This is a genomic window from Brachyspira hampsonii (assembly GCF_002214805.1).
GTDB lineage: Bacteria > Spirochaetota > Brachyspiria > Brachyspirales > Brachyspiraceae > Brachyspira > Brachyspira hampsonii.
Window position 1 is genome coordinate 2,274,969 of sequence record NZ_CP019914.1, and the last position, 23,703, is coordinate 2,298,671.

Annotated in this window: 18 protein-coding genes and 2 rRNA genes; 13 read left to right on the top strand and 7 right to left on the bottom strand. The window is 29.1% G+C overall.

Translation table 11 applies throughout. The features are described from left to right. Window positions 1-221 precede the first annotated feature (221 nt). From BHAMNSH16_RS09975 to BHAMNSH16_RS09995, 5 genes are all read left to right on the top strand, one after another. Window positions 222-3,211 (top strand): 23S ribosomal RNA (locus BHAMNSH16_RS09975). Between the two features lie 119 nt (window positions 3,212-3,330). Next, window positions 3,331-3,447 (top strand): 5S ribosomal RNA (gene rrf, locus BHAMNSH16_RS09980). Window positions 3,448-3,522: 75 nt separating this feature from the next. Continuing rightward, on the top strand, window positions 3,523-3,753 hold the full coding sequence (locus BHAMNSH16_RS09985; RefSeq protein ID WP_008728729.1) for a hypothetical protein: 231 nt from the start codon (window positions 3,523-3,525) through the stop codon (window positions 3,751-3,753). Between the two features lie 157 nt (window positions 3,754-3,910). Further along, window positions 3,911-4,183, top strand: coding sequence for a hypothetical protein (locus tag BHAMNSH16_RS09990; protein ID WP_069731437.1), 273 nt, complete (start codon window positions 3,911-3,913; stop codon window positions 4,181-4,183). A gap of 160 nt (window positions 4,184-4,343) precedes the next feature. Continuing rightward, window positions 4,344-5,078 carry a Bax inhibitor-1/YccA family protein gene (locus BHAMNSH16_RS09995; RefSeq protein ID WP_008728731.1) on the top strand — a complete coding sequence of 245 codons (735 nt, stop codon included), beginning with the start codon at window positions 4,344-4,346 and terminating at the stop codon, window positions 5,076-5,078. A gap of 953 nt (window positions 5,079-6,031) precedes the next feature. Here the strand turns inward: BHAMNSH16_RS09995 and BHAMNSH16_RS10000 are convergent. Beyond that, a complete protein-coding gene (locus tag BHAMNSH16_RS10000) occupies window positions 6,032-7,213 on the bottom strand; it encodes a cation:dicarboxylate symporter family transporter (RefSeq protein ID WP_008728732.1) in 1,182 nt (393 codons plus the stop codon). Between the two features lie 272 nt (window positions 7,214-7,485). Here BHAMNSH16_RS10000 and ispF point away from each other — a divergent pair, with 272 nt between their 5' ends. The 5 genes from ispF to rsmG all read left to right on the top strand — a co-directional run bounded on the left by ispF (window position 7,486) and on the right by rsmG (window position 12,394). Further along, window positions 7,486-7,962, top strand: a complete 477-nt coding sequence (ispF, locus tag BHAMNSH16_RS10005; protein ID WP_069731438.1) for a 2-C-methyl-D-erythritol 2,4-cyclodiphosphate synthase — start codon at window positions 7,486-7,488, stop codon at window positions 7,960-7,962. An 18-nt stretch (window positions 7,963-7,980) separates the two neighbouring features. After that, entirely contained in the window at window positions 7,981-8,985 is a 1,005-nt protein-coding gene (locus BHAMNSH16_RS10010) for a squalene/phytoene synthase family protein (protein ID WP_069731439.1), read from the top strand. Between the two features lie 80 nt (window positions 8,986-9,065). Then, window positions 9,066-11,003, top strand: coding sequence for a tetratricopeptide repeat protein (locus BHAMNSH16_RS10015; RefSeq protein ID WP_008728738.1), 1,938 nt, complete (start codon window positions 9,066-9,068; stop codon window positions 11,001-11,003). A 44-nt stretch (window positions 11,004-11,047) separates the two neighbouring features. Further along, window positions 11,048-11,767, top strand: a complete 720-nt coding sequence (locus BHAMNSH16_RS10020; RefSeq protein WP_008728739.1) for a hypothetical protein — start codon at window positions 11,048-11,050, stop codon at window positions 11,765-11,767. A 6-nt stretch (window positions 11,768-11,773) separates the two neighbouring features. After that, window positions 11,774-12,394 (top strand): 16S rRNA (guanine(527)-N(7))-methyltransferase RsmG, encoded by a 621-nt coding sequence (gene rsmG, locus BHAMNSH16_RS10025; RefSeq protein ID WP_008728740.1) that lies wholly within the window; start codon window positions 11,774-11,776, stop codon window positions 12,392-12,394. Window positions 12,395-12,396: 2 nt separating this feature from the next. Here rsmG and BHAMNSH16_RS10030 read toward each other — a convergent pair whose 3' ends face one another. From BHAMNSH16_RS10030 to BHAMNSH16_RS10055, 6 genes are all read right to left on the bottom strand, one after another. Beyond that, window positions 12,397-13,416 carry a lysylphosphatidylglycerol synthase transmembrane domain-containing protein gene (locus BHAMNSH16_RS10030; RefSeq protein WP_008728741.1) on the bottom strand — a complete coding sequence of 340 codons (1,020 nt, stop codon included), beginning with the start codon at window positions 13,414-13,416 and terminating at the stop codon, window positions 12,397-12,399. Window positions 13,417-13,442: 26 nt separating this feature from the next. Continuing rightward, a complete protein-coding gene (locus tag BHAMNSH16_RS10035) occupies window positions 13,443-14,960 on the bottom strand; it encodes a DUF5312 family protein (RefSeq protein WP_008728742.1) in 1,518 nt (505 codons plus the stop codon). Between the two features lie 98 nt (window positions 14,961-15,058). Beyond that, window positions 15,059-15,880 carry a tetratricopeptide repeat protein gene (locus tag BHAMNSH16_RS10040; protein WP_008728743.1) on the bottom strand — a complete coding sequence of 274 codons (822 nt, stop codon included), beginning with the start codon at window positions 15,878-15,880 and terminating at the stop codon, window positions 15,059-15,061. A 59-nt stretch (window positions 15,881-15,939) separates the two neighbouring features. Beyond that, window positions 15,940-17,058 (bottom strand): tRNA guanosine(34) transglycosylase Tgt, encoded by a 1,119-nt coding sequence (tgt, locus tag BHAMNSH16_RS10045; protein ID WP_069731440.1) that lies wholly within the window; start codon window positions 17,056-17,058, stop codon window positions 15,940-15,942. A 232-nt stretch (window positions 17,059-17,290) separates the two neighbouring features. Next, window positions 17,291-19,138 carry a methyl-accepting chemotaxis protein gene (locus BHAMNSH16_RS10050; protein ID WP_069731441.1) on the bottom strand — a complete coding sequence of 616 codons (1,848 nt, stop codon included), beginning with the start codon at window positions 19,136-19,138 and terminating at the stop codon, window positions 17,291-17,293. A gap of 100 nt (window positions 19,139-19,238) precedes the next feature. Then, window positions 19,239-19,643 (bottom strand): hypothetical protein, encoded by a 405-nt coding sequence (locus tag BHAMNSH16_RS10055; protein ID WP_069731442.1) that lies wholly within the window; start codon window positions 19,641-19,643, stop codon window positions 19,239-19,241. A 216-nt stretch (window positions 19,644-19,859) separates the two neighbouring features. On the opposite strand from BHAMNSH16_RS10055, the gene BHAMNSH16_RS10060 reads away from it, so the two are divergent. From BHAMNSH16_RS10060 to BHAMNSH16_RS10070, 3 genes are all read left to right on the top strand, one after another. Next, on the top strand, window positions 19,860-21,701 hold the full coding sequence (locus tag BHAMNSH16_RS10060; protein WP_069731443.1) for a methyl-accepting chemotaxis protein: 1,842 nt from the start codon (window positions 19,860-19,862) through the stop codon (window positions 21,699-21,701). Window positions 21,702-21,877: 176 nt separating this feature from the next. Beyond that, window positions 21,878-22,720, top strand: a complete 843-nt coding sequence (locus BHAMNSH16_RS10065) for a DUF4349 domain-containing protein (RefSeq protein WP_008732037.1) — start codon at window positions 21,878-21,880, stop codon at window positions 22,718-22,720. 349 nt (window positions 22,721-23,069) lie between these two features. Continuing rightward, on the top strand, window positions 23,070-23,585 hold the full coding sequence (locus BHAMNSH16_RS10070) for a Spy/CpxP family protein refolding chaperone (RefSeq protein WP_008732035.1): 516 nt from the start codon (window positions 23,070-23,072) through the stop codon (window positions 23,583-23,585). The last annotated feature ends 118 nt before the right edge of the window (window positions 23,586-23,703 follow it).

Sequence of the window (23,703 nt, forward strand, 5' to 3'; positions counted from 1 at the left end):
TAGAAAGTTTTTTCCAACAAAAACGGAAATCAGCGATTATAAAAATCTTCACTAGATAAAGAAAACACAATTAGATTGTGTGTCTTAGAGTAGAAACAATTAAGCGGAGCGTTACTAAAGAATTAGATAAGAAACAGCTTTAATTAGCTAAAAGTCTCATTCAATTTGATATATTAGCTTTACTTTTGTATTAGCAATAATAAAGAAGAAAAGGATAATATGGTCAAGTAAGTAAGAGCTTAAGGTGGATGCCTAGGCACTGGAAGGCGATGAAGGTCGTGACAAGCTGCGATAAGCTACGGGGAGAAGCAAATATTCTATGATCCGTAGATCACCGAATGGGAAAACCTATAGAAGTAAACCTTCTATATCATGCACTGAATCCATAGGTGTATGAAGCGACACCCAGGGAACTGAAACATCTAAGTACCTGGAGGAAAAGTAATCAAAATTGAGATTCCCTAAGTAGTGGCGAGCGAAAGGGGAAGAGCCTAAACCTTAATAATGTCAAGTTGTAAGACGTTGTTATTATGGTGTTGTAGGGCGGTAAGTGATGTACTTACATGCATCGACTTTGCTTTATATGATAATGGAACTGTTTTGGAAAAGCAGACCATAGTGGGTGATAGTCCCGTACATGAAATCATATAGACAAGGTTTTATCGTTCCTAAGTAGGGCGGGGCACGTGAAACCCTGTTTGAATCTGGGTAGACCACTATCCAAGGCAAAATACTAACCAGTGACCAATAGTGTAGAGTACCGTGAGGGAAAGGTGAAAAGTCTCCCGTTGAGGGTTATTAAATAGAACCTGAAACCTTAAGCTTACAAGTAGTCAGAGGGGACCCTACTAGCAATAGTAGAAGGCCTGATGGCGTGCCTTTTGTAGAATGAGCCTGCGACTTATAGTATGTAGCAAGATTAAGAGGTAATAGCCTTGTAGTCGTAGTGAAAGCGAGCCTTAATAGGGCGAAATTAGTTGCATGCTATACGACCCGAAGCCAAGTGATCTACCTATGAGCAGTGCGAAACTCGAGTAACATCGAATGGAGGTGCGAACCAGTGGCCGTGAAAAGGCTTTGGATGACTTGTGGGTAGGAGTGAAAGGCTAATCAAACTTGGAGATAGCTGGTTCTCTCCGAAATGTCTTTAGGGGCAGCGTTATGTGTTTACTTGCGGGGGTAGAGCACTAAATGGACTAGGGCTCCTAACCGAGTACCAAACCCAACTAAACTCCGAATACCGTAAGTTAAGAACATGGCAGTTAGACAGCGGCGGATAAGCGTCATTGTCAAAAGGGAAACAGCCCAGATCCTCAGCTAAGGTCCCAAAATCTATGTTAAGTGGGAAAGGATGTGAGAATACTTAAACAGCCAGGAGGTTGGCTTAGAAGCAGCCATTCCTTTAAAGAGTGCGTAACAGCTCACTGGTCGAGTGTTCTTGCGCCGAAAATGTAACGGGGCTCAAACATAGTACCGAAGCTAGGGAATTATAGAATTAATCTATAATTGGTAGGAGAGCGTTCTTTAAGCCGTCGAAGGTTTACCGTGAGGTGGGCTGGAGGTATAAGAAGTGAGGATGCAGGCATGAGTAACGAGAAAACGGGTGAGAAACCCGTTCGCCGCAAACCCAAGGTTTCCTAGGTAAAGCTAATCTGCCTAGGGTTAGTCGACCCCTAAGATGAGGCTGAAAAGCGTAGTCGATGGGAAACAGGTAAATATTCCTGTACTATGATATGTTTCGATGGAATGACACAGATTGTTTGCGTACGCGTTAGATTGGTAGATAACGTCAAACAGTTTAGACTTGTGATGAGTAAAATGCTTGTTGCTTTAAGGTTGAGGCTGGATAGTGACTGGGCTTTCGGGTTCAGGAAGTTGCGTGAGCTAGGCTGTCGAGAAATAATTTCTAAGGTTAGGCATGTCATAATCGTACCGCAAACCGACACAGGTGGGTGAGATGAGTATTCTAAGGCGCTCGAGATAATCTTCCCTAAGGAACTCTGCAAATTAGTCTTGTAACTTCGGAAAAAGAGACGCTTGAATCTTGGTAGCAATATTGAGAGGAGAGTCGCAGTGAAAAGGCCTGGCCGACTGTTTAACAAAAACACAGATCTCTGCAAACATGTAAATGGATGTATAGGGATTGACACCTGCCCAGTGCTGGAAGGTTAAAAGGAGAGGTTAGCGTAAGCGAAGCTTCGAATTGAAGCCCCAGTAAACGGCGGCCGTAACTATGACGGTCCTAAGGTAGCGAAATTCCTTGTCGGGTAAGTTCCGACCTGCACGAATGGTGTAACGATCCGGGCACTGTCTCGGGGAAGAACTCGGTGAAATTGAATTATCAGTGAAGATGCTGATTACCCGCAACAGGACGGAAAGACCCCGTGAACCTTTACTATAACTTGACATTGAGTTTTGTTTTGTGATGTGTAGGATAGATGGGAGGCTTTGAAGTGGGAGCGCTAGCTTTCATGGAGCCATCGTTGAAATACCATCCTTCGCAAAATGGGATTCTAACGATTAGCCGTTATCCGGCAGTCGGACATTGTCAGGCGGGTAGTTTGACTGGGGCGGTCGCCTCCTAAAGAGTAACGGAGGCGTGCAAAGGTCACCTCAAACCGAATAGAAATCGGTAGTAGAGTATAAAGGCATAAGGTGGCTTGACTGCGAGAGAGACATCTCGAGCAGGTACGAAAGTAGGTCTTAGTGATCCGGTGGTCCCGAGTGGAAGGGCCATCGCTAAACGGACAAAAGGTACTCCGGGGATAACAGGCTTATCTCCCCCAAGAGTTCATATCGACGGGGAGGTTTGGCACCTCGATGTCGGCTCATCGCATCCTGGGGCTGGAGCAGGTCCCAAGGGTTTGGCTGTTCGCCAATTAAAGCGGTACGCGAGCTGGGTTCAGAACGTCGTGAGACAGTTTGGTCCCTATCCGTTGTGGGCGTTGGAAAGTTGAGAAGAGTCATTCTTAGTACGAGAGGACCGGAATGAACGCACCGCTGGTGTATCTGTTGTTCTGCCAAGAGCATCGCAGAGTAGCTATGTGCGGACGGGATAACCGCTGAAAGCATCTAAGTGGGAAGCCTCCTTCAAGATTAACTTTCCCTATGAGTTTCGTTGGAGACTACGACGTTGATAGACTGCAAGTGTAAGCAGGGAAGAAATACCTGTTCAGCTGAGCAGCACTAATCAGACCAATGACTTGACCATATTATCGTTTTCTTCTTATAACTAAAAAGAAATCATAATGAGTTAGAATGAGACATCTACGCTCTTATATATCTGACAAAGATACTTAAAATTTTGTTCTTTTAATTTGCTAATATTATTTCGGTGACCATAGAGAAAGTGATACACCCGTTCCCATTCCGAACACGGCAGTTAAGCCTTTCATCGTCAATGGTACTGTAAGGGTAGCTTTACGGGAGAGTAGAACGTTGCCGGGTATATATTATATATTTATCCCAATAGATTTTTTTCTGTTGGGATTTTTTTTATTTTATTCATTGTATGAGTTTATTATGAGTAATAAAGAAAGAATTATAAAAACTATTAAAATTATAGCTTACTTATTTTCTTATATGATGGTTACTGTAGTTGCTTTCAATTATGGTTATATGTTCTATGCGGTTAAATTTGACGGGGCTTCCGCTCCTCCTAGCGTCTCTTTTATTTTTGCTATTCCTTTTATTGCTGCTATATTTCTATGTGCTATTATAATTAAGATAATTAAGAGAAGAATGAAAGATTAGTATAAAACTATTTTATTATAAATGCATACTAATTTATAGAGATTATATTTATGATATATTGAAAATATTACTTTATTTAAAATAATCAGTTGTATATACATTATATAGCTATTTTTATTTATTATATAATAAAAATCATTTTGGAGGTTTCTGAATAATGGAGAAAGAAAAGAAAAAGATTATGGTTATTTCTGGTTCTATATTTAGTATTATAATTGTTATACCGCTTACTTTAGTTATTTATAATCTTAAATTAGAAAATGCTTCTTATCTTCCAAATACTTTTTCAAAATATGCTGTATCTTTTTTAATAGCATTTATAATCATTCATCTAATATCAGTAATTTTTAATAAACTTATATTACTTGTTTTAACTTTAATTGCTGCAATTCTTATAAAGAAAATAGTAAAATATGAGGAAGATGAATAAATTTAATTTTTCTTATAAGAATTATATTTATAGTTTTATCATAAAAATATAAAAAATATTACTTTATTTAAAATAATAAGTTAGACTTTATACTAGTATTTTATTAAACTTATTATATAATAGTAACTTAAATAAAAATAATTTTGGAGGTTTAAAAATAATGGCAAATCCAGTATTATCAGATAAGGCATTTAATTATGCATCAAGTTATGAAAATGAAAATACAATGACTCTTAATGGGGCAATAAACAAGTCAATAATACTAACATTAGTATTAATGCTTTCGGCTATGCTAAGTGTATTCTTTGTTTTGGCAAAAAGACCAGAGATGATTTATCCTGCTGCTTTTGGTTCGTCTATAGCTGCTTTTGTTTTAGCTTTGATAATGACTTTCAAAAAAGAATTGTCTAAAGTTTTTTCTATACTTTATGCTATACTAGAAGGTATTGCTATAGGGGCTGTTTCTTATGTATTTAATGCTGCCTATGATGGTATAGTTGTTCAGGCTGTGTTTCTTACATTCTTAGATTTATTTATAATGTTAGTTCTATACAGATTTAGAATAATAAGAGTAACAGAAAAATTTAGAAGCGTAATTATGGTATCTACTTTATGTATAGGTATTGTATATTTAGTTAATTTTATAATGTCTTTCTTTGGTGCTAGAATACCTTTCTTGTATGGTTCAAGTCCTTTAAGTATTGGAATAAGTATAGTAATAGTTCTTATTGCTTCTTTCAATCTTCTTTTGGATTTTGATTTTATGGAGAAAGGTGAAGAGTATAATATGCCTAAATATTTTGAGTGGTATGCTGCTTTCGGACTTCTTGTTACTTTAGTATGGCTTTATTTAGAAATATTAAAACTTTTAGCTAAGTTTAGAAGCAGAGATTAAAGATTATATAATTTGAATTAAGAGCATGCATATTAATTTATGCATGCTTTTTTATTTGCATTAGATTTTTAATTTATATTTGACAAAGTTTTTATTTAATGAATATATTACCAACTTTTTTTTCGTCGCACCCCTGCCTACAGCACGCAGAGCGAGGTGGACTTCGTCAAAGTTGCAAAAAAAGACTAGGGTCTTGAAGGTTTAGAATTAATGAAAATTTATTAACTTATTCTTAATTCATGCAATTTCATTTATTAATATTTTATATTTTCACTATCTAGCTATTAAATATAAAATTTGTACAAATATTTATGATGTGTAGATTTTATTATAGATTTTGCAAACGCTTCAAAGCCTTGTTATTGTAGAGATGAATATTAATAAAATAATAAGCATTAAATAATTAAATTTAGCTGATGAACTTTTTTTAATGAATATTTTATCAGTTTTTATTTATCTGTCTTTTTGTGCGTTCACTCAAAGATTCAAAAAAGATTTGGCTGTATATAAATATTTATTATTCTATATAACGCACGATTAATTAAATCTTATAAATGATTAAAATTATTATTGAAAATTAGCTTATATTATTAATTTTATTCTGCGTGCGGTAATTGTATAATAAATTAAAAAAAATGTAGGGTGGGAGCTGTAACAACAGTATAAGCTTAAAAATAAAAGTAATATAAAAATGATATATGAGATAAAAAATATAAAGGGTGGGCAAATGTAATTGAATTTTAAAATCTTTATTACATACATACCATTTAAAGGGTAGGGCAATTTCTAGTTTTATCTTCAAAAAAATCAAAATTAATATTTAATCTATAAGTAAAAAAGAAGGGAATATGTGGTTAAAACCTATAATAAAAAAGACAACTTCTTAAAACTTTAAAAACTTTAAGAAACCGTCTTTTTTATATTCTCATTCTAATTTAAATAATTAAATAAAATCAAGCTGCATCTTTTTTTATTCTAGTTTGATAGAACCAATCAACAAATACTGCTATAGCATTATCACCAGATACATTAGCAGCAGTACCGAATGAATCCTGAGTTAAATATAATGCTATCATTAACCCCTGTAATTCTTCTCCTGTTATTCCAATCATATAGAAGAAAGGCAAAGCACTCATAACAGCACCTCCCGGAGCACCAGGAGCTGCAACCATAGCTATACCTAACATAAGTATGAAAGGAAGTATTGAACTGTATGTAGGATTTTGTCCTAAAATTAATATAACAGCAGTAGAACAGCAAGTTAATGTAATCATAGAACCTGCCAAGTGTATAGTAGCACAAAGAGGTATTACAAATTTTCTTATTTGTTCTGATACTCCGTTTTTCTCAGCTGCTATTAAGCTAACAGGTATAGTGGCAGCACTGCTTTGAGTACCTATAGCTGTAAAGTAAGGCGGTATTTGATTTTTTATAAGCATTAAAGGAGATTTCTTTCCTATAGCACCAGAAATTATAAATAAAGCTGTTATATAAAGCAAATGAAGAATAATAACAACAACAAATACTTTAGCAAATATTACTATAATATGCTGTATGCTTCCGGCATAAGCCAAATTAGCAAATGTTCCCAAAATATGAAGAGGAAGTATAGGAATAATGATATTTTTTAATATAGTTTGTATAACCTCTTCAGAATCTTTTACTATAGAAAATAATTCTGCCCCCTGTCCTTTAGGTCTTAATAAAGTAATTCCTATACCTAATATAAAAGCAAATATTACAGCTGATGTAACATCAAATAATGGTTTAAGAGGTATAGTAAAATAGCTTTCCAAACCAGATTCTAATTTTACATTGCTTAAAGTTGCTGAACCCAAAAGTGTAGGGAAAAGATTAGAAGCTACAAAAAATGCTATGCTTCCTGCTATCAATGTAGAAGCATAAGATATAATAACTGTAATACCTATTAATTTAGGGGCTCCTTCTGTTAAATTAGCAATACCATAACCTATAAATGTTACTACCATCAAAGGTATAATAAAGTTTAAAAATAAACTGAATATTGCACTTATAGTTACGAAAATTCTAACTATAGGAGCAGGAAGAAACATACCGACTAATATACCTACAATTATACCTATAATAATTCTAGGTAAAAGACCTATTTTTTTCATTTTTTTCTCCATTTTGTTTTATATATTTTTTATTATTCTATGTATAGTATTATATAAATTTTTTTTATGCATTCAACTAGTATATGTAAATTTTAGTTTTTTTTATTTTGTATATAAATTTAGTATATATTTTATTATACAAATAATACTTTATTTTTATTTCAAATTTATTTAATGAATATGTACTATCATAATACTATATAAAATAATTTGACAAATTAATCTATTTTAGTATAATTTAAACACTTATATATAATTAAGGATATTAGTAAATGAGAATAGGCTATGGATACGATTCACATGTATTTTCTGATAATCGTAAATTGATATTGTCAGGTATAGAAATTCCTTATGAATTAGGATTAAAAGGTCATTCAGATGCCGATGCAGTTATTCATGCTTTAATAGACTCTATACTAGGTGCTTTAGCATTGGGAGATATAGGAAGTCATTTTCCTGATAATGATGAACAATATAAAGATATTTCTTCTATAGTTCTATTAGAAAAAACAGTTTCAATTATGCATGAAAAAAATTATGAAATATCAAATACTGATATCACAATTATATTAGAAAAACCAAAATTAAGAAAATATATAGACACTATGAGAGAAAATCTATCCAAAATTCTAAAAACTGATATAGAAAATGTTTCAATAAAAGCTAAAACTAATGAAAAAATGGATTCTATAGGCAGAGGAGAAGGCATAGCAGTTCATTGTGTATCTTTACTTAAAAAAACAAAATAAAAATTCAGGAAAAAATATATGGCAACAAAAATTAATACGAAATATTTACTAGATTTAGTTTCAAGAAGTTTTGCTTTGACTATACCGCTTTTGGATAAGAATAAAAAAAATAAGGTTGAAGTTCAATATTTACTTGCCAGAATAATAGATACTATTGAAGATTCTAGTCATACTGCTGAAGATAAAGAAACATTAATAACTGCTTTTATAAATATATTAAAAACGGAAAATATTGATAATTTAGAAAATTTTAAAAATGTAGTTATAGAACATTCTATAAATGAAAACGATAAAGTTTTAATAGAAAATATAGATGTAGTTCTTAAATCATTTTTTACTTTTAAACAAGAAATAAAAAATATGTCTATTTCATATTTGAGAGAAATGGGCTATGGTATGATTTATTATCAGGATCATGTTATATCAACATTTGAGGATTTAGATGATTATTGTTATTATGTTGCCGGTACTGTAGGACTTTATCTTACCGAGCTTACAAAGATATTGGATAATTTAGAATTAGACAGAGAGAAAGCTAAGAGTTTGGGAAGATTTTTACAGAAAGTTAATATTATTAAGGATGCCAAATTAGATTATGGAGAGAAAAGAGTTTTTTGGCCTTTAAGTTTATTTGAGAATGAGAATCCGGCTCCTTATTTTGAAGATGGAGCTTATATGGATAAATCTATGGAAATTTTAGTAAAAATGATAGAATCTGCTATGAGTGAGTTTAGGAATTCTATAGAATATATTATGACAATAGAAAAAAAAGCTATAGGTTATAGACATTTCTGTTTGGTAGCAACATTAATGGGATATGAAACTATAAAACTTATGAAAAGCAATTATAATATATTTATGGGTGAAACAGTGAAGATACCTAGAAAAAATACATTAGAAATAGCTGCAAAAGTTAAAGCTGATTTTTATACTAATAAGAGATTGGAAGATTTATTAGAAAAAGCATTCGCAAAAGAATCAGTACAAAGCGAATCTGAAAGTACAGTAAATAATAATGAATAAATAAAGTATTATATTTCAAATTTAAAGTCTTGTTTTTTGTATTGATATATATTAAAATTATTCACGGAGTTGTAATTATTATGCTTATTAGAAAATTCTGTATTATATTATCTATTTTTATATTTAGTGCATTTCATTTATTTTCTCAGTCAAATAAAGAAGATGAAAATGTTTTTAAAGATTCTAAATATATAAAAAGCGAAGAGGAAGCGAAAGCTGCGTATAGTTTAGCTTTATATTATAAAGAGCGTGCATTGGCTAGTAAAAAAGCAGATGAGCAAACTATAAAGGATTTGGAAAGTGCTAAAGTAATACTTCAGGAAGTTATTAAATATGTACAAAATAAAGAGATATATATAACATTGGCTGAAACCCATGAGGCTTTGGGTGAATATTATGAGAGTTCAAAAATTTATGATGGATTAGTTTTTGATTCTCCTGAAGATATTGATATATTGTTTAAAGCGGCAGAAAGAAATATATTTATTATGAATAATATTGATAAGGCAAGATATTATTTGGAAACAGCTTATGAGATAGATAATACGAATAATGATGTTTTAATATTATTAGGCTATACTTACTATCAAAAAAGAGAACTAGATAAAGCGGTATATTATTTTTCAAAAGTAGATGAAACTAAAAAATCAGGCAATAATAATAATTATTTAAACTATTATAATTTTTATTATGGTATGAGTGAGTTTTATTTAAGCAGATTTTCTAGTGCCATAAATAGATTCAAAAAATTAGAAAATGTTCAATTATCTCCGGCGGATAAATATACTGCTTCTTATGGTATAGTAAAAAGTTATCAGGCTTTAGAAAAATATAATGAGGCTTATTCTAATAGTATTAGTATAGAAGATGGTTTATTTTTGAGTGCATATTTAAGTTTTATGTCTGACAAATATGATGAAAAATTATTTAATGAAATAGACACTTCAAGCCATAATACTCCTAAAATATTGTCTATCATTACTGAAGCTAAGACTTCTGGATACAGTAATGCTCTTAATATAATAGAAACTGATTTAGACAGAAGAGAAATTGATTTAGACATTATACAAGCATATTATAAAATGATTTATGAAATAGGAAGCAAAGAAAATAAAATGAATTCTGAAATGGATATAATATCATTTTATTTGATGATTAAAAATATAGATGCTTTGCCTAAACATATAGATAATTTAATAAGCTATGATAATAGCGGAAAATTTAATAATTTATATTTACAGGCAGCTTTAGAGTTTAAAAATCAAAATGATTTCAATTTATCAAAAGAGATGTTAAATAAATATTTATCGTTGAATAATAATAATATAAAAGAAAATGAATTAGTATCATTGGTATTGACAGCAAGCGATATAGGAGAAAGCGAACTTGCTATAAAGAGTATTGAAAAATATGAAAAAGAAAAATATTCCTACAGTTATTTGAAGGCTTATGCCTCATTGATAAATAATGATGTAGTTAATGCCAATAAATATTTAAATGAAGATTTTGAATATTTCAGTAATAATAAGTCAAATACTAATGATTATAGAATAAATATTCCTTATGTAACATCATTAGCATTGGATAATACCAATTCAGCATTATTATATGCTAATTATAAATACTCTCAGGATACAAATTCAGCAGAAAATATAAACAGTTTATCTTGGGCATTGGTTTCATTAGGCAGTGATTTGGATAAAGCTATACTTCTTTCTAAAGATGCTGTTAAATTAGAGCCTGATTCTCCTCACTATATAGATACTTTAGGTTTTGCATATTATAAAAAAGGCGATTATGATAATGCTTTAAAAACATTATTAAGAGCTGCTTTATATGCAGATGATGATTCCAAAGCTGAAATATATGCACATATTGCTGATGCTTACTATGCAAAAAATGATTATAAAAATGCACTTAAATATTATAGAAAATCAATATCTTCCTATAAAAAAGAATTCGATTATGATGAAAATAGAATAAAAGATAGGATCGAAAGTTTAACAGAGAAACAATAAATAGGTTTTATATTCTATATTGATTTTTAAGAGGTTTATAAATAATGATAAAGAATAATACTATAATATTTATTATATTTCTATTAATTTCTAGTTTTGCATTTAGTCAAAATGAGAATGAAGTTATGAAAGAGGCTTTTAATAGGTTTTCAAAATCTCCTTTTACAAGCATATACTCATCAGGCGGAGCTTTTTACAGCGGCGATGATTTAGATCAAATGCCTATGCTTGTTAATTATTATAAGAACAGCAATAATAAATATATGAATGTTGTTGACGGACTTTTAGGCAGTCTTATATTTGATGCTAAAGTTAATAATAATAGTCTTACTTTAGATTTGCCTGAAGCAGAAACTCCTTTAAAGAGAAATTTTGATGAGTTTGCATTGGAAGCACCTATTATGCGTTTCCCTAAAGTTTATGCTGATATACTTGATTATAAATTTATAGATTTGTCTAAGAAAATAATAAGCAGCAATATAACTTTGGGAGAGAATTGGCATACATTGCAAATAGGCTATAATGATAGAGTAGATACTATAGTTTTTTCAGCATCTACTTACAGGGTAAGAAGTTTTTCTACTGCTTTTATGGATAATGTTGTCAGCGTAGAATTGGGTTCTTATACAACTGTTAATAATATGCCTTATCCTAAAGAGTTTATAATGAAAAGCAAAGTTGATAAAAGAGAACTCCGCTATAATGTTACAAATGTATCTGCAGGGGATAAGGCAAAACAAGATGCCAAAAAATTGGGCTGGTAATAATTTATGCATTATGATTTTGTATTAGACAATATCAGCAATAATATAAAAATTGATGGATATAAAAAAGCAAAACTTATAGAGTATGCTTCTTTGGTTATAGATTATAATAGAAATGTTAATATCACAGGGGCAAAAACTAAAGAAGATTTTTTTAATGATCATATTGCTGATAGTCTTCTTGCTTTAGATATATTTTCTGATTATAATAATATAATAGATATAGGCTCAGGGGCAGGACTTCCTTCTATACCGCTTGCCATTGTCTTTGATGATAAAAAATTTACATTATGCGAGTCTAAAAATAAAAAGGCTGAATTTTTAAGATTGGTAAAGGATAAATTGGAATTAAACAATATAGAAGTGAAATGCATAAATGCTTATGAGATAAAAGAAAAATATGATACTATCACTTCAAGAGCTTTTTCTGATATAGATACACTTTTAAAAATATTCAATAAATTAAAAACTAAAAATTCAAAATTAATTTTATATAAAGGCAAGAAAGAAAAAATAGAAGAAGAATTAAAAAAAGCAAATATTTCAAAAAGTAAATATACTGTAGAAATAAAAAGGTTAGAAAATAAAGATAAAGAGAGGCATATAGTTATAATATCTAATATATAATATTATGCCTTATTCTCTTTGTTCTCTTCTTCATTACCGGCTTTAGTAGCAGTTTTTAAATCTACTCCCATAATAAATAAGAATATAAATCCTATTATCACTATAGGTACAATTCCCATTATATGATATACAAGAGCATAAGGAGCTGCTATATTTTTTTCTACGCCTATAAGAGAAAGTCCGAATATTACAGCCCATTCAAAAGGTCCTATTCCTGATGGTGCAGAAGGTACTGCAAAACCGAATCCGCCTATAGCAAAAGTAAATAATGATATTATAGGACTAGTTTTTATATTAAAAGCCATCATCAGAAATCCTATAGTAAGCATTTGACCTATAAGGTAAAGAAAAGTATAGAAAAATATTAAAAATATATGTTTAGCATCATTTTTAAATCCTATTCCGTCTATAAAATTGCATGAAAACTCAATTAATTTATCTCCTATATTCTTCGGAAGTATGCCAAAAATTTTATGAAAAACCTTATGAGCAAATTCTCTCTGCCATACTAGAAACATTAATACCAAAAAGCCAATTATTGATAAAACAAATAAAGCTATGGCGGCATAAGTAACTGTCTTAGGTAAATTAGGAATAAATATTACAGATACAGTTAATATAATTCCGCCTGTTATAACATCAAAAAGTCTTTCAGTAACTACTGAAGCAATTAATGCCGATTTACTTACATTTTCTTTAACACCCAAAATATAAGCACGAGCCACCTCTCCAAGTTTGGCAGGAAGTATATTATTTCCCATATAACCAATATAAGTTGCCATAACTATAGTTCTTTTTTTAATAGGCTTTTTTAAAGGGATAAAACATTCCCATCTTAACCCCCTTAATACTATAATAACTATACTTAATATTAAAGAAATAAGAAAATACACTACATTAATATTTTTTACTATTTCTATAGATTCTTTTATATTAATTCCTCTAAAAGCAAAATATAAACAAATTATACTTACAGCAATTCCTATTACTACCTGTATGATGGTTTTATGATTCTTATTCATCAGCAATTTTCCATTTTGTTATAATATTATCTTACAAAGTTTTTCATAAGTGTTATAAAATTATCAAAATCATCAAGCATGTTTTGAGCTATATCAAGATTAAATTTAGGTAAATATTGAACCTTATTGGCATTACTAATTTCTTGTTTAGTATTATTTTTGCAGTCATCAAAAATATTTTTAACTATAGTAGTTAAATCTATTACAGAGTTATAAACGCTTAAGATTATTTTATTTCCTTCTGTATCAATTTTATTTACCATAGTTTCTATTAAATCTTTATTAGCATTTGCTTTGTTTTTCGATATTATCCAAGTTTTTAAACGCTTGAAGTTTTCAGACTCAGGACTTAGCATAGCATCAAATTTTTGTATAGATTCTCTAACATCATTTAATATATAGAAAGCATCGAGCCCTTGAGAGTTTCTATCTTTACTTACAAATTCAGCACCTAAAAACATATCATTAAGCGGATCTTTATAATTTATGTCAAATATTTCTATAATAAATGTTTTTATATACTGAAGCGGCTCTACACAAGTAAATATAGGACAGTCAAATTTTTCAAGCTGCTCATTTTTTTCCTCATTTACATTCGACATTTTTAATATTTCTATACCATTAAATAGCTTATTCCTCATTCCGGCAATCTTACTGCTCTTAATTTCAGCAACTATACTATCCATATCTTTCTTTAAATTATTTGTCAAATCTGTTATATAATTTACAAATATATTAACATTAGATGGGTTAATACTGCATTTATAAGTAAAATCTTTAAGCAAATAAACTATAATATCATGCATTATATCCGGAGTTTGAAGATATTTAACTCTCGCTAAAAATGATTTAATATTTTTTTCAGGTATAGGAGGCATTCCTAAATATTGCTGAAAAATATTTAAAGCAGATAATAATTCTTTTCTTATTACTATTGAGTTTACAGCATAATCCAATTTTACTAAATCATCAACGACCTGCATATTTGAACTAGGTTTGAATTGAGGATTAGAATTGTAAGCACCGTCTACAAAAGAAGGACAAAAAGCTCTCAAAAAAAGAAAGAAATCAAAATTTGATAATTGTGCAAAATCTTTAAGCAAGTTGAAAGTTAAATTCATTTCCTTTCCGCCTTCTCCGCTTATAAACTTTTTAAATTTTACAAAATTGTTCTTTACTTCATTAAATACAGCATTAGGATTTTGACCTTCTCCTATTTTGGACATCATATAATCTCTATTTAATGTAGAATATAATTCTTTGATCTCATCATTAAAAGACACTTCTATTAAATAATATGAGAATTGTTTCCCATCTTTTACTATAAATTCCTCTTTCAACGGACTAAGTAAAGGCCCCACTACTTTATACATTTCAAACATAAATTTTGCACAAGTAACTGTTAATGATTTAGTTTTTAAATCCACAAAATTATATTTTTGTTTTGATATCCTTTCAGAATACTCCTCCATACGCATTTTTTCCACTAATTCAGGAGTTCTTATATTGAATAAATTGTATCTTATATAATCAAAAAAATTCACAGTTGAATACCCCATTAATTTACTATACTTTAGTTATTTATAATATACTAAATTGACTAATATTGAAAGTTTTTTTATATATTTTTTATTATAAAATATTATTCTTTAATAGCCTCTAAAGCCTTTTTTGCTTCCTCATAATTTTCATTAATTTTTAAAGCCTGTTCAAAATTTTTAATAGCTAATTTTTTATTTCCGCTTGAAGCATATATAGAACCTATAGTATAGTATATTACTTTATCATTATTATTTACTTCTAATGCTTTTTCTAAATATCTTATAGCCATCTTATTACTATTTTTTTTGTTATAACATGAAGATATATTGCATAATACATAAGGATTTTTACTTTCATAATTAGCATTAACTTCATGAAAAAGAGAAAGAGCTTTATCATAATCTCCATTATGATGATATATGCAGCCTAATAGATTAATTATATCATTTGTAGGCTTGGCATCATAAGCTAAAGAGGCATATTCTAAAGATATATCATATTCTTTCCAAGCATAAGATTGAAAAGCTATATATGAACATCTTTTATAGTCTTTAGACTTTATTTTAGTATTCTTTGATAATTCTAATGCTTTTTCTAAATATTCCTTTCTATTTTTTTTATCCATTATAGATAAGTATTCATATACAAAAGCATTTTTTTTACCGGTTTTCAATAGCTGATTAAAATAATTTACAGAAGTATTATATTTATTTTTTTTCATATTTATGAATCCCATCATATATAGTGCTTCTGCATAGTTAGGTGTTTTAAGTAAGATAGTAGTATAATAGTTTTCTGCATCTTCGATTCTATTCTCCTTAATAGCTATTCTAGCCAACATAGCCATAGCATAAGGATCATTTGGTTTTTTTGATAAGAGACTATTATATTTATCTAATTGCTTATCATATTTACCTGCCATAAATAAACTCACTTAATTATTTGTTTGTATATAATACAATTTTTTAAAAAATATGTAAATTAATAAATTTTATTCATCATATCTTTTCTATAATCGGAAAATACATCATTTTCAATAGAATTTCTTAAATCTTTCATAAATCTTTGCATAAATCTCACATTATGTATAGTCATAAGTATAGAAAATAATATTTCATGTGTTTTATCCAAATGATTAAGATATGCTTTAGAGAAATTCTTACAAGTATAACAATCGCATTCATCTTCAAGCACAGTATCGTCCATTCTGTATTTAGAATTTCTTATTCTGACAACACCATTCATAGTAAATGCTTCCCCATTTCTGGCATTTCTAGTAGGCATAACACAGTCAAACATGTCTATACCTTCCATAACAGCATTAAGTATATCTCTCGGCTCGCTTACCCCCATTAAATAACGAGGCTTACTTTTATCTGTATAAAGCATTACTTTTGAAAGCACATCATGCATTTTTTCAGGTGTTTCACCGACAGAAAGTCCTCCTATAGAATAGAAAGGAAAATCCATATTTACTAAGGTTTCAGCACTTTCTTTTCTCAAATCATCAAACATTCCACCTTGTATAATTCCGCCGAGATACTGATATTCTTTATTTGGTGTACTGTCATGATATTCTTTGCATTCTTTAGCCCATTTATGAGTTCTAAGCATTGCCTCTTTTGCATATTCGTAAGAAGCATCATATTTAGAACATTCATCAAGACACATTATAAAGTCAGCCCCTATAATATGTTCTGCCTCCATTACACTTTTAGGCGTAAATAGGTATTTAGAGCCGTCTATATGAGAGCTGAATTCCACTCCGTTATCATTTATCTTTCTTAATTTTGCCAAAGAGAATACCTGAAATCCGCCTGAATCTGTAAGCATAGCTCCTTTCCAGCCCATAAACTTTTTGACTCCGCCGAACTTTTTTAATACTTCAAGTCCGGGTTTTAATACTAAATGGTATGTGTTGGATAATATTATTTTACTTTCTGTTTCCTCTATCATAATGGGAGTTAATGCTTTTACAGTTGCTTTTGTACCTACAGGCATAAAGACAGGAGTATCTATTTCTATTCCATTAATATTTATTTTTCCAAGTCTGGCTGCGGTTTGACTGCTGTTTTTTAATACATTAAATGTAAATGACATGTTATACCTTATATTAAAAATATTTAGTGCTATTTTATACGAAAATAAATAAATATCAAATTCTATATGTAAAAAATAATATATAAAATCATATAAATATATAGTTATTATTCATTAATTACAGGAATTTTTAATAAATTCATAGTTTTTGTAAGTTTTATTGATAATATATAAATAAAATACCCTATACTATAAATAAATAGCATAGGGTATTTTTATATTATACATTTATTTATCTAGTACCATCAGGAAGTTTAAATAAGTGTATAGCATCCATTAATTCTTTAGATTGGGCGAATAATAATTCAGCAGATGCTGTAGCTTCCTCTACTAAAGCAGCATTTTTCTGAGTTGTAGAATCCATATCGGCAATGGCTATTTTTACCTGATCTATTCCATTTTGCTGCTCAACGGCACTGTTGCTTATGCCTTCCATAATTTTTGAGGCTTCTTCTATTTTATTTTGTATTTCTACAAATATTTCCTGAGATTCTCTTGCTGTTCCTGTAGCTTTGTCTATTTTTTCATAAACATTTTCAATCAAGTCTGTAATGCTTTTTACTGAAGTTTGAGTAGTCTGTGCTAAGTTTCTTACTTCAGAAGCAACAACGGCAAAACCTTTTCCTTGTTCTCCTGCTCTTGCTGCCTCTACTGAAGCATTAAGTGCCAAAATATTAGTTTGGAATGCTATATCTTCAATGATTTTAGTAATATCTTTAATTTTACTGCTTGCATCATGTACTTCTTCTATGTTAGAAGTAGTTTCAGCTATTATATTTCCGGCATTTTCAACAGAAGTTTTGGAATCTAATATCATTTTGCTTCCGCTAACAGAATTATCTGCTGAGTCTTTTATTGTAGAAGAAATTTCTGTCATAGAAGCTGAAGTTTCTTCTATGCTTGCAGCCTGACTTTCTGTTCTATGTGCCAAATCTGTATTTTGCTCGGACAATTCTTTTGCTGCCATAGTGATATTGTTTGCTGTATCTTCTACAACTCTTAAAGCATCTACAAGTTTTTTCCTCATAGCTACAAATGCATCGGATAATTCTCCAAGCTCATCTTTCCTTTTAATTTTTTGTTTTGTAGTTCTTAAATCTCCGTCTGCTATCTCTTTAGCAACCCCTACTAATAAGTGAAGCGGTTTAGTTATAGACATTATGAACATTGATATAAGTACTGATATAATCGCTATAGCAATAACAGATATAATTATCATAGTAATCATAAGTTCTCTATTAGCCTGATATATTTCCGATTCTGTTACGGATACTCCCAATACCCAAGGCTGAGATTCTAATGTTATTACAGATGATACTCTTTTTTCATTATTAAATACATAGTTTAATACACCTTTTCCTAAATTAAAGGCATCTCTAAATTGTTCCGGAGCTGTTTGATTGATATTTTCTGTTTTACTATGTATTTTTATTATTAAATTTTTATCAACAGCATACATATTTCCTGTTTTGCCTATAACAAGAGGTTCTATATGATTTTTATTGAGAGTAGACCAATCAAGCATTACATATAGATATCCTATATTTTGATTATTGCCGTTAAAAATTTTTTCTAATAGAATTAGAGACCAGCCTCCTGTTGTCAAAGAATGAGTGATGTTTTCTCCAAATATTCCTCTGGCACTTCCATTTATTTTAGTTTTTAAGTCGGGGTGTATGTTAAATACATTTTGGTTTATTAAATCAGGATTGTCTGAATCTAACAGAATATTACCGTTTAAATCTGATATACCTATATTAATAGCATATACATTTAGAGATTTAAATTTTTTAAGATTATTCAATGCGATGTTTCTAAGATCTTCAGTTCTTAATTCTAAATATCTTATTAATTCTTCAGATGTACCGTATATACTTGCTATTGCTAATTGATCATCAAACCAAGTGTCAATTAATGAAGCATATCCCATAACTGTATTGTTATATCCTTCGTATGTAGCATTTTTTATACTGTTAGATACTTTTATTTCTATTATCGTGATTAATGCAATTATAAATACAATTACCATCGATATGATAATAAGAGGCATTTTCACTCTTAGGCTTTGAAGTTTTTTCATAACTTATGTTCTCCGGATTCAAAATATTTTTTAACTATACTTATTAATTATACCTAATTTTAAAAAAAAGTGTTATATTTTTTTTACATATATTTTAAATTTAGTTTACATTAGTGTATAAATTTTTTATATATTTATAAGGCAGCATTATATTTTTATCGGTATAATAAAAATTTCCTATAGAAGCATTTTCTGGTGAATATATAATTAGATTATTAATTATGTTTTTATTAGTTGAATCTATATTTATTATATATCCTATTTTTGATTTATTCATTTTTAATATTGATTTGTTTAAGGATATACTATTTAAACTTTTTATGATAAAATTTATATCATTAGTATTTGTTATAATCATAGCTTTTCCATTATAATTTATATCTATTTTTGATACGCTTTCAGGATAGCATTTTATTCCGTCAATAGGAGATTTATACCATAATACGACAATTACAATTACAAATATGGGAATGAAACTCAATAATTTTTTTAATTTCTTTTTCATATTAATATCATAATATACAATTTATTAATTGCAAATGATTTATTAATAAATTTATTATTTGTTAATAAATCATCAAAATAAAAAGTACAAATACTAATAAAAAAACAAATAAATTTTTATATTAATTGAATTTTTTGTATAAAAAAACGATAAATGTAATTAATAATAAGTGTTAAATTATTTTTATAAATATTAAATTTTAGAGGGGCTAAAGTTATGAAAAAGACTAGTTCTATAAGATTTAAGATGCCATTAACTATAAGCATTATAACAACAATACTTTTAGTAATAACAATAGTCATATTATCATATAAATCTCATGCAGGCATAACAAAATCTACATACGCAGGATATAACAATACTATAGAAGGCTATAAATCTATGTTGGATACATGGTTTGAAGAAAATAATACTTTAATAAAAACATATTCTATTACGCCTTCTATCATTAATTATTTATCCGGCAATAATACTCCTGAAGCTGCTGCAGTCTTGATAGATGCATTAAAGCAGTTTGAAGGTATTAATAAATATTCTTTGGATATTGGAGTAACTGATGAAAATGGCGTAACTTTGCAAAATACGAAAAATGTAAATTTAGGAATTAATTTAAAGGAGTTAAGACCAGGTATTTGGGATAATTTTGTAAAAAACAATTATGATGTTGCTTATGATACAAAGGTGTTAAAGTCTACTGTAAGTGATAATATGACTTTAGCAATTATCGCAGGGGTTAAAACCAATAATGTATTAGTTGGTACTGTGTATATGATTCTTAATTGGGATGCTTTGGTATCTAAATTAGGAGAATTGAGCCTTCCGGAAACAGGAAGATTATTTGCAATTGATTATGAAAGAAATATTGCACTTGATACTAGAAATCAGATAAATACTTTAGCAAATCAAAGTTATGATGATGTAATAAAAGCTAATAAATCTAATGGTATATTGAAATATATATCTGATACAAATGGCGAAAAAAGAACTGCTGTTTATGTAAAAATGAATACTATGCCTTGGATATTATCTATGGCTACTGATGATAGGATTATATATGCTGAAAATATAAGTATGATTAGAATAGCTGTTATAGTTTGTATATTATCTATAATATTTGTAAATTTATTTTCTGTTTCATATATTACAAAAACTATGAGTCCTTTAAGTGTTTTGATGAAAAAGGCAAACAAAATATCTGAAGGAAATATAGAGATTAAATCTGTTTCTAAATATAGAAAAGATGAATTTGGGGAATTAGAGAAAGCATTTAATATTATGAGTGAGAAATTGGCAGAGGTTGTAAGCAATGTTAATGAGGCATCAAATGAAATAGTATTAGCTTCTCAAAGAATGATGGAAAGCAGTGTTGAACTTTCAAGCAGAACTGATTCTCAGGCATCTAGTTTGGAGGAAACAGCTTCAAGTTTGGAGGAAATAGTTTCTACTATAAAAGCATCAGCTGATAATTCTGTATCAGGTAAAAATATGATGTCTGAATCTATGGAGCATATTGAAGGGGCTGCAAGTATAATAGCACAAACAGTTTCTAATATAGAAGAAGTGCATCAGGCAAGCGATAAAATTAAAGATATTACAAAGATTATTGAAGATATAGCATTCCAAACTAACATACTAGCTCTTAATGCTTCTGTAGAGGCAGCAAGAGCAGGAACTCAAGGAAAAGGTTTTGCGGTTGTAGCAAGCGAGGTTAGGAATTTAGCACAAACTACTCAGTCATCTGTTAAAGATATTACTTCTCTTGTGGACAATACTGCTGAAAAAATAGATACTGCCACAAATACAGCAAGAGAATCTCAGGAAATATTTGTTCAATTGCAGGATAAAGTATCAGGAACTTCTGATTTAATGCAGAATATAAGTTCAACAGCGTTAGAACAAGAGACAGGAGTTTCACAGATAAGCGTTGCTATAAATAGTATAGAAAGTTCTACTACTCAGAACGCTGCTTTAGCTGAAGAATCAAGTGAATTGTCTAAGAAATTATTTGATAAAGCTAAGTTTTTAGAAGAAAGCATAAAATTCTTTCATATCTCATAATGATTTATTATTTTATAAATATGAGGCAGATATAATAAATAATTTTCTTAATAATTTTATAAATTGTTTGTATAATATAATGTTTTGTTAAAAATACTTTTTGTATAAAATACGGCTTGAAAAAATAATTCGTTATAATATCATTATTATATTAATTATTTTTTGGAGGTAATTATATGAAAAAATTTATATTTGCAGTCATTATACTATTATCACTATTTTCATGCAGCAGCAAAGGCGGTTCTGAACAAAATGGTAATTTTTTATCAACAACATCATCAATATCAGCGCCTCAGGCTAGAATGAAAGAAAGTACATCATCGGACTATGCATCAGATTCTTCTGAGAAAACAGCAGAAAGAAAATTAATAGTTTCAGTTGATATAAGAGTAAATTCAAAAGATGTAGAAAAAAGCTATAAATCCATAGAAGAAAAATTAAAAGAATATAATGGATATTTTGATAATGTTGAATCTTCTAAAAATAGATATCATCTTACTATAAGAATACCTAAAGAAAATCTTTATGCTTTTATAGATTTTATAGAACAAAATGAAAAAGTTGAAAATAAAAATATAAATACTCAGGATGTTACAGAAACTTATTATGATACGGAAAATAGGATAAAAAATAGAGAAGTGCTTTTAGAAAAATTGAGAAACTATTTAAGAGAGGCTAGAAACATTGATGAAATACTAAAAGTAGAAGATAGAATCAATACTTTAACTTATGAAATAGAAACTATGAAAGGAAATTTAAAGAATCTGCAGTCATCTGTTGATTATTCAAGAGTAACTTTAAATATCTTAAATCCTGAAGCAATAAAAAGCAGCACAAATATATATAATAAATATTTGAATTTAATATCATTTTTGAAAGCATTTTTCTCAGGTATATTGTTCTTTTTGGTAGGTTTTACAGCTGCCGCTATTCCTATAGTATTAATATTAGCATTATTCTACTATATATGTTTTGGAAAAATAGGATTAATAAAGAAATTATATAATAAAATCAAATAAATCATATATACATGCCATTAGTATATAAAAAAAATCGTTTTTTTTAGTAAATTTATATTTTTTTGGGAACTTTTTAATTTTATCATCGTCTAATAAGGCATAAGAAAACAAAATAATAAAAAATAAAAAACAGGAGAAAAGGTATTATCATTTTATTTAGGCATTAATAATGATTTTTGCTTTGGTATCTTTATTTGGTCAATAATAAGTGAAAGGAGGTTTATGAAAAATAGAGAAGACTATTAAGATTACAGAGGCAGTTACAATGGATGTTATTATTACATAGATGATGATAATCAATTAACAAAATAATTTAAGAAAATATATAAATTAAAAGGAGAAAACAATTATGAAAAACAAAATAAGTAAAAAAGTAGTAATATTAATCTCAATAGCAATTATGGTTTTAGGTTCAATGTCATTATTCGCTCAATACGGCAGAGGTTATGGTGCAGGTTACGGAAGAGGATATGGCAGAGGTTATGGTGCAGGTTATGGTGATGGAAGAGGATGTGTATATGGTCAAGGCGGTTATGGAAGAGGCGGATGCGGATACGGCAGAGGTTATGGTGCAGGTTACGGAAGAGGATATGGAAGAGGCTACGGATATTATGGTGCTGCACTTACTCAAGAGCAAATTGATCAAGTAAGAAGCATACAGGACAAATATTTTCCTCAAATGGACAGTTTAAGAATGGAAATATATACTCAGACTCAAAATATAAATACTGAAATGAGAAAAGAAACTCCAGATCAAAATGCTATCAATGCGGCAATAGATGCAAGAAGTAAAGCTTCAGCAGATTTACAAAAATTAAGAACTCAATGCTTTTTAGAAATAGACAAAGTATACCAAAATAAATAATTTTTTTAATCGCTCAACTTTATACCCCGTGTAATATATTGTTATGCGGGGACTATTTTTTATATTGCTTTATTGCACAATGGTTATATAATAGTAATATAAAACAATTAGGAGGGTA

Excerpts from the sequence above, each read along its gene's own strand:
- BHAMNSH16_RS09985 (WP_008728729.1), top strand. The coding sequence starts at position 3,523 with ATGAGTAATAAAGAAAGAATTATAAAAACTATTAAAATTATAGCTTAC.
- BHAMNSH16_RS09990 (WP_069731437.1), top strand. The coding sequence starts at position 3,911 with ATGGAGAAAGAAAAGAAAAAGATTATGGTTATTTCTGGTTCTATATTT.
- BHAMNSH16_RS09995 (WP_008728731.1), top strand. The coding sequence starts at position 4,344 with ATGGCAAATCCAGTATTATCAGATAAGGCATTTAATTATGCATCAAGT.
- BHAMNSH16_RS10000 (WP_008728732.1), bottom strand. The coding sequence starts at position 7,213 with ATGAAAAAAATAGGTCTTTTACCTAGAATTATTATAGGTATAATTGTA.
- ispF (WP_069731438.1), top strand. The coding sequence starts at position 7,486 with ATGAGAATAGGCTATGGATACGATTCACATGTATTTTCTGATAATCGT.
- BHAMNSH16_RS10010 (WP_069731439.1), top strand. The coding sequence starts at position 7,981 with ATGGCAACAAAAATTAATACGAAATATTTACTAGATTTAGTTTCAAGA.
- BHAMNSH16_RS10015 (WP_008728738.1), top strand. The coding sequence starts at position 9,066 with ATGCTTATTAGAAAATTCTGTATTATATTATCTATTTTTATATTTAGT.
- BHAMNSH16_RS10020 (WP_008728739.1), top strand. The coding sequence starts at position 11,048 with ATGATAAAGAATAATACTATAATATTTATTATATTTCTATTAATTTCT.
- rsmG (WP_008728740.1), top strand. The coding sequence starts at position 11,774 with ATGCATTATGATTTTGTATTAGACAATATCAGCAATAATATAAAAATT.
- BHAMNSH16_RS10030 (WP_008728741.1), bottom strand. The coding sequence starts at position 13,416 with ATGAATAAGAATCATAAAACCATCATACAGGTAGTAATAGGAATTGCT.
- BHAMNSH16_RS10040 (WP_008728743.1), bottom strand. The coding sequence starts at position 15,880 with ATGGCAGGTAAATATGATAAGCAATTAGATAAATATAATAGTCTCTTA.
- tgt (WP_069731440.1), bottom strand. The coding sequence starts at position 17,058 with ATGTCATTTACATTTAATGTATTAAAAAACAGCAGTCAAACCGCAGCC.
- BHAMNSH16_RS10050 (WP_069731441.1), bottom strand. The coding sequence starts at position 19,138 with ATGAAAAAACTTCAAAGCCTAAGAGTGAAAATGCCTCTTATTATCATA.
- BHAMNSH16_RS10055 (WP_069731442.1), bottom strand. The coding sequence starts at position 19,643 with ATGAAAAAGAAATTAAAAAAATTATTGAGTTTCATTCCCATATTTGTA.
- BHAMNSH16_RS10060 (WP_069731443.1), top strand. The coding sequence starts at position 19,860 with ATGAAAAAGACTAGTTCTATAAGATTTAAGATGCCATTAACTATAAGC.
- BHAMNSH16_RS10065 (WP_008732037.1), top strand. The coding sequence starts at position 21,878 with ATGAAAAAATTTATATTTGCAGTCATTATACTATTATCACTATTTTCA.
- BHAMNSH16_RS10070 (WP_008732035.1), top strand. The coding sequence starts at position 23,070 with ATGAAAAACAAAATAAGTAAAAAAGTAGTAATATTAATCTCAATAGCA.